This window comes from Microvirga zambiensis WSM3693 (genome assembly GCF_016735695.1).
Classification (GTDB): Bacteria; Pseudomonadota; Alphaproteobacteria; order Rhizobiales; family Beijerinckiaceae; genus Microvirga; species Microvirga zambiensis.
On the sequence record NZ_JAERQD010000027.1, the window covers coordinates 17304 to 32744 of the forward strand.

Genomic DNA, 15441 nt, shown 5'->3' on the forward strand with positions numbered 1-15441 from the left:
CGGACGGGGAGGAACCGGGATGGATCTGCATCAGCTTCGGTGTTTCGTGGCAGTCGCCGAGGAACTGCACTTCGGGCGCGCTGCCCAACGCCTTGGGATGCTGCCATCTGCGCTCGGACGCCATATCCGCATGCTGGAAGAGGATCTTGGAACACGGCTCCTGGCCCGCACCACTCGCAATGCCGCCCTGACCGACGAGGGAACCATGCTCCTGGACGAGGCACGCAGCCTGTTGTCACAAGCCGATGACCTGGCAGCGCGCTTCCGCACGCGGGGTCGGAGTCAGGCCGCGACACTCAGGGTCGGCGCCATCGACACTGCCGCTGCGGGCCTGATCCCGCCGCTCCTTCACGACTTTCGCGAGCGCCGCCCCGATGTCGCGGTGCAACTCCTCGAGGACAAAACGATCCGCCTGCTGCCGCGTCTGCTCTCCGGACGGCTCGACCTCGCATTCGTCCGTCCGCCGGACAGTCCCGACAAGCGGCTGGAATTTCTCTTCCTGTTCCACGAGACGGCCGTCGTGGCAGTCCCGATCGGGCACCCGTTGGCGGATCGGAAGCACTTGCGGATCACAGACCTTGCCGATGAGCCCCTGATCGTTCCCGAGCGGCGGTCACGCCCGCACAGCCATGACCTGACGATCAAGCTCTTTGCCGAGGCTGGGCTTCAGGCACGGATTACACAAGTTGCCGAAGAGAAGCAGACCATCATCAATCTCGTCGCGGCCCAGCTCGGCGTGGCGATCGTACCGCGGTGGACGTCGCGGATGACGACACCGGGCGTTCGCTACGTTCCTCTGGATGAAGCGGCGGGATCAATGAACAAGCTGCCGCTTGCCGCAGCATGGATCCGCGGCTCCCGCGATGCCGTGCGCGATGAGATGCTGGCCATGCTGAGAGACGGTCTCGGGGTCTATGCCGAACAGGCCTGAGAACAATACGAAGGGCCACTTTTGGCACCGGGCTGGCCTTAGTTTTACTTCCGCACCGCTGGAATGAGCGGACCATCTTTGCCCGCGATGCAAAGGCATGTGTTGGAAACAGGTGCCCGTAGGTGCTTGCGGCGAACTTCATCTGTGATGATCATGGTGATGAGTTTGACAATCTCGAGGCTGCGGAGAGAGCCACAAACATGCGCAAACTCGCTTGAAGGAAGTCGTGGGCGGTTGCCATGGAATGCCGCGCGTCCGAGCGGGATCCTGGACCACCAAACCCAATCGCTTCAAGGCATCACGCCATCAACGTTCCAACCGGATCAATCGTTGGGGCGGTACATAAGCCCCATACCATTGGCGGCCTAAAGGGTTGGCCTCCGCCCCCGCCTATGCGAGCATCCCCTGCCTCCAACACCGAACCGGAGGTGCTGGACATTCCATGAGACCGATCGCATCGCTTGTTTCACTATCAATGCTGCTGGGGCCGACGGCGGCTCTGGCGGGCCCGGGCTTCGACGTGATTGTTCTCGGTGCCTTGGGCGGCATTCAGGATGGCAATCTCACCTCCTATCTCATTCGTCCGCACGGGGACCGCAACGCCATCGCATGTGACGCGGGCAGCCTCGTGAACGGGTTGAAGGTTGCCCAGGACAAGGGCGTCTTCAGGGACGTGACGGTTCCTGCGGGGTCGACCGACAGCGTCATCGGGCACGTGCTGAAAAACGAGATCAAGGGTTACCTGATCAGCCACGCTCATCTCGACCATCTGGCGGGTCTGGTCATCGCCTCGCCAGATGACGGCAGCAAGACCATCTACAGCCTGCCATCGGTGAGTGCGCAGATCGAACAGACCTACTTCAACTGGCAGGCCTGGCCGAACATGCTGGATCGGGGCCAGCCTCCGCAACTGAAGAAGTATCATCTGGAAAACGTGACGCCTGGCGAAGCCAAGGATCTTGCCGGATCCGGGATGACGGTGACCCCCTTCCCGCTCAATCATGGAGGAGCCGAATCCACCGCCTTCCTCATCGAGAGCGGCGGCGACGCGATCCTGTGCTTCGGAGATACGGGCCCCGACGAGGTCCAGAAGGTCTCCAACATGCAGGACATCTGGAAGGCCGTTGCCGACAAGGTAAGGCAGCGGGCATTGAAGGCGATCATTCTGGAAGTGTCCTACACCAGCGACCGGCCGGACAACCTGCTGTTCGGGCACATGACGCCGAAGTGGGTTCACAAGACATTGCGCGACCTGGATCAGGCAGCCGGCCGCAACGCCGTGCAGGGTCTTCCAGTCGTCGTGAGCCACATCAAGTATTCACTCACGGACGAGCAGCCGCAGGAGGCGATCCGCAAGGAGTTGGAGGCGGGCAACGATCTTGGTGTCCGGTTCGTGATTCCGGAACAGGGCGCGCTCTACCACTTCCAATAGCGCCGCGACCTGGACGCTATCGTCATGTCTGCTCAAGGCCGGTACAGAACGTCTTCGTTAAGGTCCTCAACTCGGGAGCAGCCCAGATGGCCTAGCGTCGTCCAGAACTCTCGCTGCAGAAGTTCGAGGGTTCGGCGAACGCCGTACTCGCCATCGGCCGCGAGTCCAAGCGCGATCACGCGGCCGAGCGCAACCGCGTCCGCGCCCAATGCGAGTGCTGTGGCGATGTCGCTGCCGCGTCGGATCCCTGAGTCGAAGATGATCGGAATCTCACGCCCCACCGACTTGCGGATCGCCGGCAAGACGTCCAGAGCTGCGGGAGTGCGATCGACCGTGCGGCCGCCGTAATTCGAGACATAAAGTCCGACCGCACCGGCATCGAGAGCCGCGTGAGCGTCCTTGGCGCTCGTGACGCCTTTGACGATGCACGGGAGAGGCGCACGAGCGATGGCGCGCGCCGCCTTCTGCCAGTTCCAGCGCGGCTGCGTGAACTCCAGCAGCTCGACAAGGGCGGCCGGGTCGGACCGCCCCGGCCCGAAGTTGGCCGGGCCTCCCTCGCCTCGGATCGAAAAGCGGTCATCCATCATCCGCTCCCGCCATTGCCTGATGGGAGAGTATGTGACGCAGATGTACTTATAGCCGGCGGCCTTGGCCCGCTCCATGAGATCCACGACGGCATCTTCGTCGCCGACGAACGTCAGCTGAAATACCGACGCTACGGAGGAGGCAGCCGCGATATCTTCAAGCGGAAACGATGCGGCAACCGGCACCATCTGCCGAATGCCGAGGGCTTCCGCCGCGCGCCCGATGGCAAGGTGTCCGCCGGGATGGAATGCGGCCTCTCCGCCGAATGGCGCAATGAAAGCGGGAAAGCTCAGATCGAACCCCAGAACATCGGTCCGGGTATCGGGGTTGTCGATCCCTGCGAAAAGCGGGGCGACGAAGCGGTAACGGTCGAAAGCTGCCGTGTTGTCCTTTAGCGTGACTTCGTCGCCAGTCCCGCACCAGAGGTAATTCCACGCGACTTCCGACAGGTGCCGCTGGGCGTCGCGGTGGATCCCGCGCAGGGTCGTGTACTTCTCGTTGGTCGCGTAGCGATCATCGATCCGGCTGGTCTTCTCTGCCATTTTTGTTGTCCTATGGACTATGCGGGATCGCGCCGGCAATCGTCGGTCGGCAAGCCTCTCGGGAATGGCTGCGGGCAAAGGCCCGCAGCCCAATCTCCATCGCGGGACCGAAATCCGCGTTATCGTGCGGCGGTGATGATCACCTCGATCAGGCGATTGGGATCGCCGAGGCTCGCAATGCCGATCGTGGCGCGCGACGGGAGGTCATCCTCGGGAATCCACTCGAGCCAGGCCTTGTTCATCTCTTCCTTTTTCGACATGTCGCTCAAATAGATTCGCGCTGCGAGGATCTTGGACTTGTCGGAGCCGAGTTCCGCGAGGAAGGTGTCGAGCTTGGCGCAGACTTCCCGGGTCTGGTCCGCCATTCCCTGCGACAGGTCGTTGGCGGCATGTCCTCCGAAGTAAAGCACGCCGTTGTGCTCCACGGCGCCGTGCATGATCTTGTGCTTCCGGTGGCGGATGATTTCGGTCATTGGATGTCCTTTGTTTTTGAACGGCGTGTTTCACGCCGAGGCGGGAGTGTAGGGAGCGGTGTCGGTGGCCGGCTTCTCGCCCATGCAAATCTGGGCCAGCAAGCGTCCTGCATAGGGCCCGATGGTCAGACCGGCAGCACCGAGGCCATTGCCGATGATCAGCCTCTCCAAGCCCGCGACACGTCCGAGGATGGGCTTGTAACCGTCGCCCGCGGGCCGGAAGCCGATCCGGGTTTCGATAATGGTCCCCGATGCGAGCCCGGGCGCAATGGCAAGGCCCGCATTGAGCACTTCGGCCTGGCCGCTGGCCGTAACGCGATAGTCGAACCCGGTGTTGTCTTCCCGCGTTGCGCCGATCACGACGCGCGAGTCATCGAACGCCAGCATGTAGTGACTGGTCATCGGGAGCAGGACGGGCCAGGAGCGTGTTTCGACCCCCGGCAGGCGCAGGTGAACGATCTGCCCTCTTTGCGGGCGAACGGGGTGCTCCAAGCCGAGCGGCCGCAGGATCTGCGAGGCCCAGGCTCCCGCCGTGACGACGATCTCGTCCGCTTCGATCGGGCTTCCGTCGCTGCGAATGGCGCGTGCCCTCCCGTCCCGCAGTTCGAGCGACACGTGATCGTGGCGCAGAACGGCTCCCGCCGCGATGGCCGCGCGAGTCATGGCAGCGGCAAGAAGCCTGCCGTCGACGCGGGAGCCACCGGGGATGTAGATGCCGTCAAGATCCTCTCGCAACGGCGGGAACAGCCGCTTCGCTTCTGCGGCCGACACGCGCCGCACGTCCCCGGCCTCGGGCGCATCGGTGATACGGGTCTGGATCCTCTGCTCGGCGGCATCCAGTTCCTTCCGATCTTCGGCAACGACGAGCGCGCCGACGCGGCCGTACCCGAGATCCGTTTCTCCTCGCCGCGTCAAACCCTCGACCAGGTCGGCGTAGTAACGGGCTCCGGCAGCATAGAGAGCATACCATTCCGGATCGGTGACCTTCGTGGCCCAAGGGCAGACGATCCCGGCCCCTGCCAGGGTCGCCTTGCCCTGGTGAACCTCGTCGATCACCTCGACTTCAATGCCGCTCATGGCAAGATGATAGGCAACACTGGATCCAAGGATCCCTGCGCCGATCACGACAACACGCATCTTCAAGCTCCGCATGAAGGGAATAGGCTTTGCGCCGAATCGTGAACCACGGCGCAAAGGCAATTAAGATCGAGGGGGAGGAACCCTTCAGTCCTCCCCGCCCGGCTCTGACAATTCGGATCGAATCAGGGCACCGTTACGCCTGAGAAGCGGCTGGTTCCGAACACGGCCGGCTTGAATCCCGAAACCGATTTGCTGACCGCGAGAAGCGCCGAGGAGCTGCCGAAAAGAATGGCCGGCACCTCGTCGTTGAAGACGACTTGCGCCTGCTTGTAGAGATCCGCACGCTGGCCCTGGTCGGTGATCTGCCCGGCACGGGAGATCAGGTCGTTGAACGTGGCATTGCACCACGAGCCGATGTTCGACGGGCTAGGCTTGCCCTGAGAATTGCAGGTAAAATAGTTGTTCGGGATCTGGCTCGGATCCGGGAAGTCCCAGATGCCTCCGAACATCGCGGTCTTCGACTCGCCCAGTCGTGCGCGCTTGACGTACTCGCCCCACTCGTAGGTCACGATCTCCGCCTTGACGCCGATCTTGGCCCAGTCCGCCTGGATCAGTTCGGCGGCACGGCGGCCGTTCGGCATGTAGGGGCGTGTGACGGGAAGTGCCCAGATCTGCGTCTCGAGACCATTGGGATATCCTGCCTCGGCAAGAAGGCTCTTCGCCTTTTCGAGATCGTACGAATGACCCTTCAGGTCGGCATTGTGCCCCCAGAGAGCGGCCGGGATGAGAGCCCCTGTCACCGCGCCCGTGCCGTCAAAGACGTTGTCGACGAGGCCCTTCATGTTGATGGCATGCGCGAGTGCCTGACGGACGCGTTTGTCCTGGAACGGCTTCTCCTTGAAATTGAAGGCGAGGAAGCCGGAGGATGCGACAGGCGTCTCAACGAGGTTGAGCTTGGCGCTGGCTCTGATCACCTCGCGATCGGCCGGGCTGGGCGCATTGGCGATGTGGCACTCTCCCGCTTGCGCGCGCTGCAAGCGAACCGGTGCATCCACCGTGATCGGCATGATCAGATCATCAACCTTCGGCGTCCGAGAAAGGTCTTTCGCCTTTTCTCCCCAGGTATCATGGAAGGCCTTGAACCGTACGGCGGCATTCGTCTGATAGACTTGCAGCTGGAACGGGCCTGTGCCGATGGGCTGCAAGTCGAGTTGTTCAGGCGTTCCGGCCTTGAGCAGCTGATCGGCATACTCGGCCGAGAGAATGACCAGAGACTGGTGCGACAGGATCCCGATGAAGGGCGCCAACGGCTCCTTGAGCGTGAACGCAACCGTGTGCTCGTCTATTTTCTTCACCGATGTCAGAACATCCGCGAGCTTGGTATTGAAGGTGATATAGTTTCCGCCGTTGACTTTGGCATAGGGATGATCGCCCCGCATCATGCGCTCGAAGCTGAAGACCACATCATCCGCATTGAAGTCACGAGAGGGCTTGAACGCCTTGTTGGACTGCCATTTCACCCCGCTCCGCAGCTTGAACGTATAGGTCCTGCCATCTTCGGAGACGGACCAGCTTTCGGCGAGGCTCGGCTCGAGTTCCGAACCGCCGGCCTTGACCGAGACGAGCTGATCGTAGATCTGGCCTGTCACGATGCTCGTGGTCGCGTTGCTGGTCAGCTGCGGGTTGAAGGTCTCCGGGCTTCCTTCAATGCAAACGACGAGGCTGCTGCTCAAGGCGGGTGAGGCGGCCGACATCAAGATCGCCAACGCTCCCACGGAAATCACTGATTTCATCACGCTCAATCCCTTTGGTTATTGTACTGCAGACGCGCTGCTCCCGAACGATCCTCGTAAGACAGGTCTCGCGCTACCTCAGGAGAGGCTTTGCTCATCGTCGCCAGCCGGTCCAACCGAACGGGGTCCACAGCCCTTGAGGGAATTAGAGGTACCGAGAATATGATTGTCAAATTGCTTTTCTGCCGTCCATTATAACCAAAATTCATGATCTATGCGAACCGTTCCGGGGAAAATGCGATGAATATCAGGCAGATAGAAGCTTTTCATGCCTTCATGGAAACAGGTTCGGTCACCCATGCGGGGGAGAGATTAGGCATCTCGCAGCCTGCCGTCAGCAAGCTGTTGAAGGGCTTCGGTGAGAGTTGCGGCTTCAAGCTCTTCATGCGCAGCAACGGACGCCTTGTTCCAACCCTCGAGGCGCGCCTCATGGGAGCGGAGGTCGAAAAGCTGATCGCCGGCACGGAGCGGATCCAGCGTGTCGCAGCAGCCGTGCGGGACCGCGAGTGGGGCCAGGTCACGATCGCGGCGCTTCCGGCTTTGGCCTCGCGCTATCTGCCCCGAGCCCTCTCTCCGTTTCTGGCTGAGCAGCGGGATCTGCGTCTGACGCTTCAAAGCCGGGCCTCGCCGCGCATCGCGGAACTCGTCATGGCGCAGCAGATCGATATCGGCCTCAGCGTCCTTCCCTTCGACCATCCCGACGTGACGGCCGAGGCCGTCGTCCGCTTTGATCTCATGTGCTTTCTGCCCGCACGGCATCCGCTGGCCGGGAAAGCCACCATCGGTGTGGAGGATTTGCGGAACGAATCCTTCATCTCCCTGGAACGGGACGATTGTTCCCTGATGACAATCGATCGGGCATTTCAGATGCGCGGCGTGCAGAAGCGCAACCAGATCGAAGTGCCCATGTCGGAGACGGCCTGCAGCTTCGTCGCCAACGGCATTGGCGTCTCCATTCTGCCGCCCTTCATCGGCATGGACTACCCATCGGATCAGTTGATCCGTCGTCCGCTGCTTCCAAAGACATCGATGGATATCTGGCTCCTGACATCCAGCCGACGCCCGCTGTCCCTCGCGGCGCAGCAGCTCGTCGAGTTCATCCGCGCCGCCTTGGTTCAATTTCAACAATCATGACCCGCGGCGTCCTCTGGGCGTCGAGGGACTCGCCGTGGAGTCCGATCGCACAGGATTGTCGCAGGCAGGGATCAGGTAAGATAGCGCTCGACCAGACGCGCCCAGAGTGCGGATCCGGTGGTCAGGCTATCGTCTGCAAAGTCGTATTTCGAGCTGTGCAGAATTGGGGAGTTCAGTCCGTTGCCGAGACGCAGGAAACTTCCCGGCTTGTGCTCGAGGAAATAGGCGAAATCCTCACTCCCCGGAATCATGTGGCAGGTTGACACTCTCTCTGTTCCGAGCAACTCCTCCGCGACGGTGCGGGCAAAGGCCGTTTCGGCCTCGGAATTGACGACGACCGGATAGCCCCGCTCATAGTCGATCTCGGCGGTGGCGCCGTAGCCATCGACAACCGACTGCGTCAGTTTCACGATGCGCTTCTGCAGGAGGTCACGAATCTTCGGATCAAAGGAGCGGACGCTGAGTGCGAGCTTCGCATATTCCGGAATGACGTTGACGGCGTTGCCTGCCTGGATCGTTCCCACGGTGACGACCGCAGTCTGCGTCGGATCGACATTTCTCGATACGATGGTCTGGAGCGAGACGACGAGATTGCAGGCGATCACCACCGGGTCGACGGTGAGATGGGGCCGCGAGGCATGGCCGCCGACCCCCTTGATCGTTATGCGGACGGTATCGGCAGACGCCATCATCGGCCCGGAACGCAGAAGGATATTGCCTTCCGGTGCACCGGGATGGTTGTGCAGGCCGAAGATCGCATCGAAGGGGAAGCGCTCGAAGAGGCCATCGGCGATCATTGCCTGAGCGCCGCTGACCTTTCCGGCTTCCTCCGCAGGTTGGAAAATCAAAGTGACGGTGCCGTCGAAGCGACGGGTGCGCGCAAGGTACTCGGCAGCCCCCAGCAGAACCGTCGTATGCCCGTCGTGGCCGCAGGCGTGCATCTTGCCGAGGCTTTGACTTGCATAGGTGAGACCTGTCTCCTCCGCGATCGGAAGAGCGTCCATGTCGGCGCGGATTGCGATGCCCTTTTTGCCGGTGCCGGCACTCAGGCGCGCGACGACGCCGTGGCCGCCGACATTGCGGGTGACCTCGTAGCCCCAGCCCTCAAGCTTCTCGGCGACGAAGCGCGCCGTTTCGGCCTCCTCGAAGGAGAGTTCCGGATTGGCATGGAGAAACCGCCGGATTTCGGTGAGCTCCGCCTCCATGGCGTCGAAGTCCGAAACTCTGGCAAAGACGTTGTCGTTGAGCATGAGATCCATCGCAATATCAGGATAGGAATGGCTTTGAGAGACGGCTGCCGATGACTACAGAAAGCGCGACAGGAAGGCTTTCGTGCGGGGATGCTGCGGATTGCCGATCACATCCTCGGGGGCGCCCATCTCGACAATCTTGCCGCCGTCCATGAAGACCACGCGGTCGGCCGCCTCGCGGGCAAAGCCGATTTCATGGGTGACGACGATCATGGTGAGACCCTGTTTGGCAAGATCGCGCATGGTCGCCAGCACCTCGCCGACCAGTTCCGGATCGAGCGCCGATGTGGGCTCGTCGAACAGCATCAGCTTCGGCTTGATCGCCAGGGCGCGGGCAATCGCGACACGCTGCTGCTGGCCGCCGGAAAGCTGGCGAGGGTAGCTTGCCGCTTTTTCCGACAGGCCGACCCGCTCCAGAAGCTTCAAGGCGTTCTGGGTCGCTTCCTGACGGCTCTCGCCGTGGATCCCGACGGGCGCCTCGATAATGTTCTGCAGCACCGTCATATGCGGGTAGAGGTTGAACTGCTGGAACACCATGCCGATGTTCCGGCGCTGGCGCGCAATGCCGTTTGCGGAGAGCTTTTCCAACTGCCCGTTGCGGAGCCGGTAGCCGATCTGCTGGCCGTCAACCGCGATGAAGCCCTTGTTGATGGCTTCAAGGTGATTGATGCAGCGCAGGAGGGTCGACTTTCCGGAACCGGAAGGGCCGAGGATCACAACGACCTCGCCCGGCATGATGTCGAGATCGATGCCCTTCAGCACCTCCAGCTCATCGAAGGACTTGTGGACATCACGTGCCTGGACAAGAGGGTTCATGGACTGGACGGCGTTCAATGACTTGCCTCCTGAACAGCGGCACCCGCGAGAACCGGCTTCTCGGCAGCTCCGGTCCGGCGATCGCTTCGGCCGTAATAGGCCTCGATATAGCTCTGCCCGACATTGAGGATCGAGGTGATGAGGAGATACCAGATGACGGCCACGAGCAGCATCGGGACGATCTCGAACGTACGGTTATAGATGGACTGCACGGAGTAGAGCAGATCGGCCATCGCGATCACACTGACGAGAGATGTGGCCTTGATCATGCTGATGAGCTGGTTGCCGGTCGGCGGCACGATCGAGCGCATGGCCTGCGGGATGATGATGCGCCACAGGGCCCGCGCCCTCGTCATGCCGAAGGCTTCCGCCGTCTCGGTCTGGCCGCGATCCACGGACAGAAGACCGCCGCGGATGATCTCTGCCATATAGGCCGCCTCGTTGAGGGCCAATCCGACGATTGCGGCCGTCATCGGCGTGATCACCGAATTCGTGTCCCAGCTCGCAAGCGTCGGACCGAAGGGAATCGCGATGGAAAGCTGCGGGAACAGGGTCGAGAGATTGTACCAGAAGATCAGCTGTACGAGCAGCGGCGTGCCGCGGAAGAACCAGATGAACAATGCGGCAAACGAGGTTGCCAGGCGATCCTTCGACATGCGCGCGATGGCGAGGCCCAGCCCGAGGACGGTGCCGAGCGCCATGGCGACGACCGTCAATCCAAGACTCACATAGAGGCCGCTGATGACCGTCGGGTTGAAGAAATAGGCGGCGACGACGGGCCAGCCGAAGTTTTCGTTGTGCGCGACGATCCAAGCGAAGTCCACAGCAACGAGGACGATCGCCACCCAGAGGATCAACCGCCCGAGACGGAAGGGAGCGTGGGCCGTCGCCACGTCCCGGAAGGGCGCATCGCCTGCCGGCGATGCGCTCGTCAGAGGAAGCCCGCTCATTTCGGCAGGATCCCGCCGAGGTTGATGCCGGGTTCTTTGATCATGTTGTTCTCAAGACCCCATTTCTTCATGATCGCGGCATAGGTTCCGTTGCTCATCAGAAGCTTGATGGTATCGAGCAGCAGCGGCCCGAGAGGCGAGCCCTTGGGCACGACGGCGCCCTGGTAGAGATCCTCGAAACCGTTCTTCTGACCAACGCCCGTCAGCTCGAGCTGACCATTGGCCTGGGATACGAAATAGGTAAGAGGGGCCTGTGAAGAGAAAAACGCATCGGCGCGTTTTGAGCGAACGGCGAGGATCGAGCTCGGCTGGTCGGTGTAGGACTGAACCGTGAGAGCCTCCTTGCCGTCGGCCTTGCACTTCTCCGCCTGCACCTGGATCACACGTTCGGCAGAGCCGCCCGCCATCACCGCGATGCGGTTGCCGCAGGCGCTGTCCAGCGAGGTGATGCTCTTGGGGTTGCCCTTCTGGACCGAGAACACGACGAATTCCTGAACCCAGTCGACGAAGTCATTGGCCTCTTCGCGGCTCTTGAAGTCGCCGACAGGTCCGAACGCAAACTGGTAGCGTCCCGAATTGATGCCGGCGAGCAGGGCCGGAAGGCCGCCGACCGTAGCGTGCTCGATCTTGACGCCGAGAACCTGGCCGATGGCGTCGGTCAGATCGTTGCTGGCGCCGGTCATCTCCGTGCCGGTGACGATCTCATAGGGAGGAAACGAACCATTGTTGACCGAGATCATCTTGCCTTCGGTGCGGACGGCCTCGGGCAGGCGTGCCCGCAATTGCTCATTCACGGTCTGCTTGGGGATCGCGGCTTCCTGGGCAAGGACGGGAGCTGCAAGAACCAGGGCAGCGAGGGTTACGGTAGCGATCAGTTTCGAATGCATTTCGATGGGCCCTTTCGGTATTGGGGAAGACGGCTTCTCGTCTGTAACGCCGACAGAATTCTCACTTCATATTTGCATGCAGGGGAAAGAGCTCAGCCGGCGTCAGCAAGCGTGGCAGAATCTTCTGCTCGTGAAGCTCGGTGGCGAAGTCGCCGATCATCTTTCCATTCGCCTCGAGCCCGCTGATATTCCAGGAGGGGGGCAAATCGGTGGCGCAACGGCGCAGCTCGTCGATCATCCAGGGCGTCGTGTCGGCATATTTCTCGCGCTTCTGCAGCCACATGCGCTGCGAGGCGTCGATAAGCTCGCTGAGCTCGTCCATGACCCATGGATGCTCCTTCACGATCTCGGCCTTGAAGCCGATCAGGTGCATTCCCGGCACATAGCCGACCTCATGAAAGTAAGCGACTTCGGCCGCCCTGAAGTCGTCGAGAACCTGGCGCAGGGGCGAGTCCTGATCAAAGAATCCGGGCGGCATGAAGGGGGTGAGAACGGCATCGAGGCCGCCATCTTTCAGAAGCTCCACCATCGGGCGCTCGCCGGGAGCGGCCTCGATGCGGCCCGGGCGGCCGAAACCGTCGAGCCGGTCCGTGATGGGATGAGCCTCCGTCAGCCGGCCCGCGTACCACATGGCGTCCTCGACGCCGACACCTTCGCGGCGTATGGCCGCGCGGGTCCAGGTATTGCCGGAATCCCGCCATCCGGTCACACCGATTTTCTTGCCGCCGAGATCGGAGAGCCGGCGGATCGGGCTCTCTTTCGTCGTGATGATGCAGCGATGACGAAAGCCGCGCATGATGAAGTTCGGAATTCCGACAACGCTTTCATCGTCGTCGTGCCGGAGCTGCGCATAGCGGCTGAAGGACATCTCGGCCGCATCGTACGATGGGTCGTGTGCGACGTTCGAGATCAGAGTTCCGACGCGATCGATCTTGATATCGAGGCGGGGCGACTGAACGTCGCCCAACACCAGAGGCGTCATGTAGTCCCAGTCGCGAAGGGCAAGTCGGAGAGTCAACGGCATCAGAAATCGCTCGCAACAAAACTAATATTCTTTCAATTAAAATGTTCATATTAGATTGATCAAACACTATTATGTTATTGAACATTAATTTGGTGTCGCATGACAGAAACCCGAGACGCCCGCTGGATCGCGGCGAAGCTGACCGACCGGACCATCCGCGGGATCGCCCTGGAGACAGGCGCCTTGATCCGTGCCGGCGCGCTGCCGGTTGGTACAAAGTTGCCTTCGATCCGCGATCTCGCTTTCGCGCTCGGAGTCAGCCCCGCGACGATTTCGGAAGCCTGGAGCGAACTGCGCCGTCAGAAGATCATCAGCGGGCGCGGGCGGAACGGCACCTGGGTCAGCGGCGATCGTTTCGTCGCCAAGCCGCACCGGCTCGGAAGTTCGGGCAATTACGGCGAGGACATCCTGAACCTGACCGCGGCTGTTCCCGATATACGCCTGTTGCCGCCTCTCGCCGAAGCCATGGCCTATGGCGCCTCCGCAGAGAACCTCAACAGCTACGAGCGCAACCGAATCCTGCCGGAGCTCGAAGAGGAGGTCAGGAAAAAATGGCCCTATGAGCCGGAAGCGTTCCTGGCGACGAATGGCGGATACAACGCGGTCTATACATTGGTTCACGCGCTGATACAGCCGGGCGCCTCGGTCGCGATCGAAGATCCGACCGGCATGCGCCTTCTCGATATTCTGGAGGATCGAGGCGTTCGCATCGTGCCCGTTCAATGCGACGATGAAGGACCATTGCCGTCGTCTCTCGAGGCGGCGATGAAATCCAGGCCGGCTGCATTTATCTTCCAGCCGCGGCTGCACTCCGTCACCGGCCAGACCGTCAGTCGAATGCGCCTCGAAGCCTACGCCGCAATTCTAAGGGATACCGATACGCTCATCGTCGAGGATGACGGCGTCGGAGATATTTCGGACGCTCCGCGGCATTCTCTCGGCGCATACTTTCCAAACCGCCTCATCCATATCCTGTCATTCTCGAAGACGCATGGACCCGATTTGCGTCTTGCCGTCCTCTCCAGCTCCCGGGCCATCATCGATCAGATACAATCCTATCGGAGCTTCAGCGCCGGCTGGACGAGCCGCATTCTCCAAGGTGCCACGGCGTGGTTGCTGCGCGATGAAGCGACCCAGGAAACCGTCGAGCGCGCTCGCCTCGTCTATCATGAGCGGCGCGCCCATCTTGTTGACGCTCTGCAGCACAGAGGCGTCGAGGCGATGCACGGTGCAGGTCTATGCGCATGGGTTCCGGTCGCATCGGAGCCGTTCGCCATGGTGACGCTTGCAGCCCACGGCATTGCCGTCCATCCGGGAGCCAAGTTCTCCAATTTGCCCACCTTTTATCTGCGCGTCGCAACGGCCACCCTAGCGGATCGCTATGAGAACGTTGCAGATGCGATCGCATTGGCAGCGGGCACATGAGTAGACGGCAAGCGAAAGCTCTGCCCGGGATCTAAAATAGTATAGTGGCTGAATAGGCCACTCCTGTCTCAGAATTGTGCACCCCGCGGCGATCAGGCTTGCGGAGCAGTGCCATTTGAGGATTGTTCGAACGGAATGGTGATTGGCGCGTTGACCGGCGATGCCTGCGATTTAATCTTGGAAAGCCGGCGAACATCATGGTCACCGAACCGTCAGTGCCTTCCGTACTGCAGGACTTCGTCGCGAGGTCGCGCTTCAGCCGAGAGGGCGCGGTCATTACCGATCTCGACGGCACGGCCGTTCACGAATTCGAGGGACGCGTTGTCATTCCGGACGCCGTTTCGCATGCGCTGAAACACCTGCGCGACCTCGGCAGGCCCGTCATCTTGAACTCGCTGAGATTCCCGCTCAACGTCATCCGCACCTTCGGCAGAGAGTGGTATTCCATCACCAATGCTCCCTTGCCCCTGATCTCCCTCAACGGCAGTCTCATGGGCTATCTCCATGAGACCGCGCAAGGCGAAATCGCCTTTGACGAGATCAAGGCCTTTCCGCTGGAAGCCTCGGAAATCGACGAGGTGTTGATTGGAGTTCAGGCTCTGGTTGCGGACGGGATTACCGATCTCATCGTTTTCTATTACCCCCGCGACTGGATGCAAGGCGAGTTGATCTGGACGCCGGCACCGGACCGGTTGCCGGAGATTCAAGCAAAATACCGCAGTGCCACGGCAGTCGTGACGACCTCCGTCGCCGAATTGGGAGAAACCCTCCACGCCCAGGATATCTGCATGCTGCTCCTCCTGATCAATGCCGAGGAGGATCGCCTCATGGCGTACCAGCACGCGAAGCGTTCCAACTTTGTCACGCATAAAGGCGTCGACAAGCTTTCGGGCACTCAGGCGCTGGCGGCGTTGCTCGAGATCGATCTTGCTCACGCAGTCGGGGCCGGTGACACGGCCATGGACAGCTTCCTGAAAGGGGTCGGCCTTGCTGTCCATGTCGGTGACTTCGTGCTTGAGTACAAAGGTCTGCTCGCGACGTTGAGGGTCAAGGATTCGCTGGAACTTGGAGCCGTGCTGTTCCGGCTCGCCGAACTGCAACGGGGAGAACGGCTTTGAA

At 61.3% G+C, this 15441-nt stretch carries 14 protein-coding genes; 5 read left to right on the forward strand and 9 right to left on the reverse strand.

Going from position 1 to position 15441, the window contains the following annotated elements:
- The first annotated feature begins 19 nt into the window (after positions 1 to 19).
- A complete protein-coding gene (locus tag JKL46_RS19670; RefSeq protein WP_201836233.1) occupies positions 20 to 931 on the forward strand; it encodes a LysR family transcriptional regulator in 912 nt (303 codons plus the stop codon).
- A 442-nt stretch (positions 932 to 1373) separates the two neighbouring features.
- Positions 1374 to 2363 carry an MBL fold metallo-hydrolase gene (locus tag JKL46_RS19675; RefSeq protein ID WP_201836236.1) on the forward strand — a complete coding sequence of 330 codons (990 nt, stop codon included), beginning with the start codon at positions 1374 to 1376 and terminating at the stop codon, positions 2361 to 2363.
- A gap of 32 nt (positions 2364 to 2395) precedes the next feature.
- On the opposite strand, the gene JKL46_RS19680 is transcribed toward JKL46_RS19675, so the two are convergent.
- From JKL46_RS19680 to JKL46_RS19695, 4 genes are all read right to left on the reverse strand, one after another.
- The gene (locus JKL46_RS19680) at positions 2396 to 3490 is read right to left on the reverse strand and encodes an alpha-hydroxy acid oxidase (protein WP_201836239.1); all 1095 of its coding nucleotides are present in this window, start codon (positions 3488 to 3490) and stop codon (positions 2396 to 2398) included.
- A gap of 119 nt (positions 3491 to 3609) precedes the next feature.
- On the reverse strand, positions 3610 to 3963 hold the full coding sequence (locus JKL46_RS19685) for a RidA family protein (protein ID WP_201836241.1): 354 nt from the start codon (positions 3961 to 3963) through the stop codon (positions 3610 to 3612).
- Between the two features lie 30 nt (positions 3964 to 3993).
- Positions 3994 to 5100 carry an NAD(P)/FAD-dependent oxidoreductase gene (locus tag JKL46_RS19690; protein ID WP_201836243.1) on the reverse strand — a complete coding sequence of 369 codons (1107 nt, stop codon included), beginning with the start codon at positions 5098 to 5100 and terminating at the stop codon, positions 3994 to 3996.
- Positions 5101 to 5225: 125 nt separating this feature from the next.
- Positions 5226 to 6836, reverse strand: coding sequence for an ABC transporter substrate-binding protein (locus tag JKL46_RS19695; RefSeq protein ID WP_201836245.1), 1611 nt, complete (start codon positions 6834 to 6836; stop codon positions 5226 to 5228).
- Positions 6837 to 7076: 240 nt separating this feature from the next.
- Between JKL46_RS19695 and JKL46_RS19700 the strand changes: the two genes are divergently transcribed.
- Positions 7077 to 7970: a LysR substrate-binding domain-containing protein gene (locus tag JKL46_RS19700; RefSeq protein ID WP_201836247.1), complete on the forward strand. Its 894-nt coding sequence runs from the start codon at positions 7077 to 7079 to the stop codon at positions 7968 to 7970.
- Between the two features lie 71 nt (positions 7971 to 8041).
- Here the strand turns inward: JKL46_RS19700 and JKL46_RS19705 are convergent, their stop codons facing one another.
- From JKL46_RS19705 to JKL46_RS19725, 5 genes are all read right to left on the reverse strand, one after another.
- Complete coding sequence (locus tag JKL46_RS19705) at positions 8042 to 9220, reverse strand: M20 aminoacylase family protein (protein WP_201836392.1); 1179 nt, start codon at positions 9218 to 9220, stop codon at positions 8042 to 8044.
- Positions 9221 to 9274: 54 nt separating this feature from the next.
- Complete coding sequence (locus tag JKL46_RS19710) at positions 9275 to 10036, reverse strand: amino acid ABC transporter ATP-binding protein (protein WP_201836395.1); 762 nt, start codon at positions 10034 to 10036, stop codon at positions 9275 to 9277.
- Positions 10037 to 10050: 14 nt separating this feature from the next.
- A complete protein-coding gene (locus tag JKL46_RS19715; RefSeq protein WP_201836250.1) occupies positions 10051 to 10986 on the reverse strand; it encodes an amino acid ABC transporter permease in 936 nt (311 codons plus the stop codon).
- A complete protein-coding gene (locus JKL46_RS19720) occupies positions 10983 to 11873 on the reverse strand; it encodes an ABC transporter substrate-binding protein (RefSeq protein WP_201836252.1) in 891 nt (296 codons plus the stop codon). The genes JKL46_RS19715 and JKL46_RS19720 overlap by 4 nt, the downstream gene beginning before the upstream one ends.
- A 61-nt stretch (positions 11874 to 11934) precedes the next feature.
- Positions 11935 to 12897 (reverse strand): substrate-binding domain-containing protein, encoded by a 963-nt coding sequence (locus JKL46_RS19725; RefSeq protein WP_201836255.1) that lies wholly within the window; start codon positions 12895 to 12897, stop codon positions 11935 to 11937.
- Positions 12898 to 12996: 99 nt separating this feature from the next.
- On the opposite strand from JKL46_RS19725, the gene JKL46_RS19730 reads away from it, so the two are divergent.
- Together JKL46_RS19730 and JKL46_RS19735 are read left to right on the forward strand one after the other, a co-directional pair.
- Complete coding sequence (locus JKL46_RS19730; protein ID WP_201836257.1) at positions 12997 to 14322, forward strand: aminotransferase-like domain-containing protein; 1326 nt, start codon at positions 12997 to 12999, stop codon at positions 14320 to 14322.
- A 197-nt stretch (positions 14323 to 14519) separates the two neighbouring features.
- A complete protein-coding gene (locus tag JKL46_RS19735) occupies positions 14520 to 15440 on the forward strand; it encodes an HAD family hydrolase (protein ID WP_201836259.1) in 921 nt (306 codons plus the stop codon).
- Position 15441: the final 1 nt, after the last annotated feature.

Coding starts and splice junctions, on each gene's coding strand:
- JKL46_RS19695 (WP_201836245.1), bottom strand. CDS start 6,836: ATGAAATCAGTGATTTCCGTGGGAGCGTTGGCGATCTTGATGTCGGCC.
- JKL46_RS19735 (WP_201836259.1), top strand. CDS start 14,520: ATGGTCACCGAACCGTCAGTGCCTTCCGTACTGCAGGACTTCGTCGCG.
- JKL46_RS19715 (WP_201836250.1), bottom strand. CDS start 10,986: ATGAGCGGGCTTCCTCTGACGAGCGCATCGCCGGCAGGCGATGCGCCC.
- JKL46_RS19680 (WP_201836239.1), bottom strand. CDS start 3,490: ATGGCAGAGAAGACCAGCCGGATCGATGATCGCTACGCGACCAACGAG.
- JKL46_RS19720 (WP_201836252.1), bottom strand. CDS start 11,873: ATGCATTCGAAACTGATCGCTACCGTAACCCTCGCTGCCCTGGTTCTT.
- JKL46_RS19685 (WP_201836241.1), bottom strand. CDS start 3,963: ATGACCGAAATCATCCGCCACCGGAAGCACAAGATCATGCACGGCGCC.
- JKL46_RS19670 (WP_201836233.1), top strand. CDS start 20: ATGGATCTGCATCAGCTTCGGTGTTTCGTGGCAGTCGCCGAGGAACTG.
- JKL46_RS19730 (WP_201836257.1), top strand. CDS start 12,997: ATGACAGAAACCCGAGACGCCCGCTGGATCGCGGCGAAGCTGACCGAC.
- JKL46_RS19700 (WP_201836247.1), top strand. CDS start 7,077: ATGAATATCAGGCAGATAGAAGCTTTTCATGCCTTCATGGAAACAGGT.
- JKL46_RS19710 (WP_201836395.1), bottom strand. CDS start 10,036: ATGAACCCTCTTGTCCAGGCACGTGATGTCCACAAGTCCTTCGATGAG.
- JKL46_RS19690 (WP_201836243.1), bottom strand. CDS start 5,100: ATGCGTGTTGTCGTGATCGGCGCAGGGATCCTTGGATCCAGTGTTGCC.
- JKL46_RS19705 (WP_201836392.1), bottom strand. CDS start 9,220: ATGCTCAACGACAACGTCTTTGCCAGAGTTTCGGACTTCGACGCCATG.
- JKL46_RS19675 (WP_201836236.1), top strand. CDS start 1,374: ATGAGACCGATCGCATCGCTTGTTTCACTATCAATGCTGCTGGGGCCG.
- JKL46_RS19725 (WP_201836255.1), bottom strand. CDS start 12,897: ATGCCGTTGACTCTCCGACTTGCCCTTCGCGACTGGGACTACATGACG.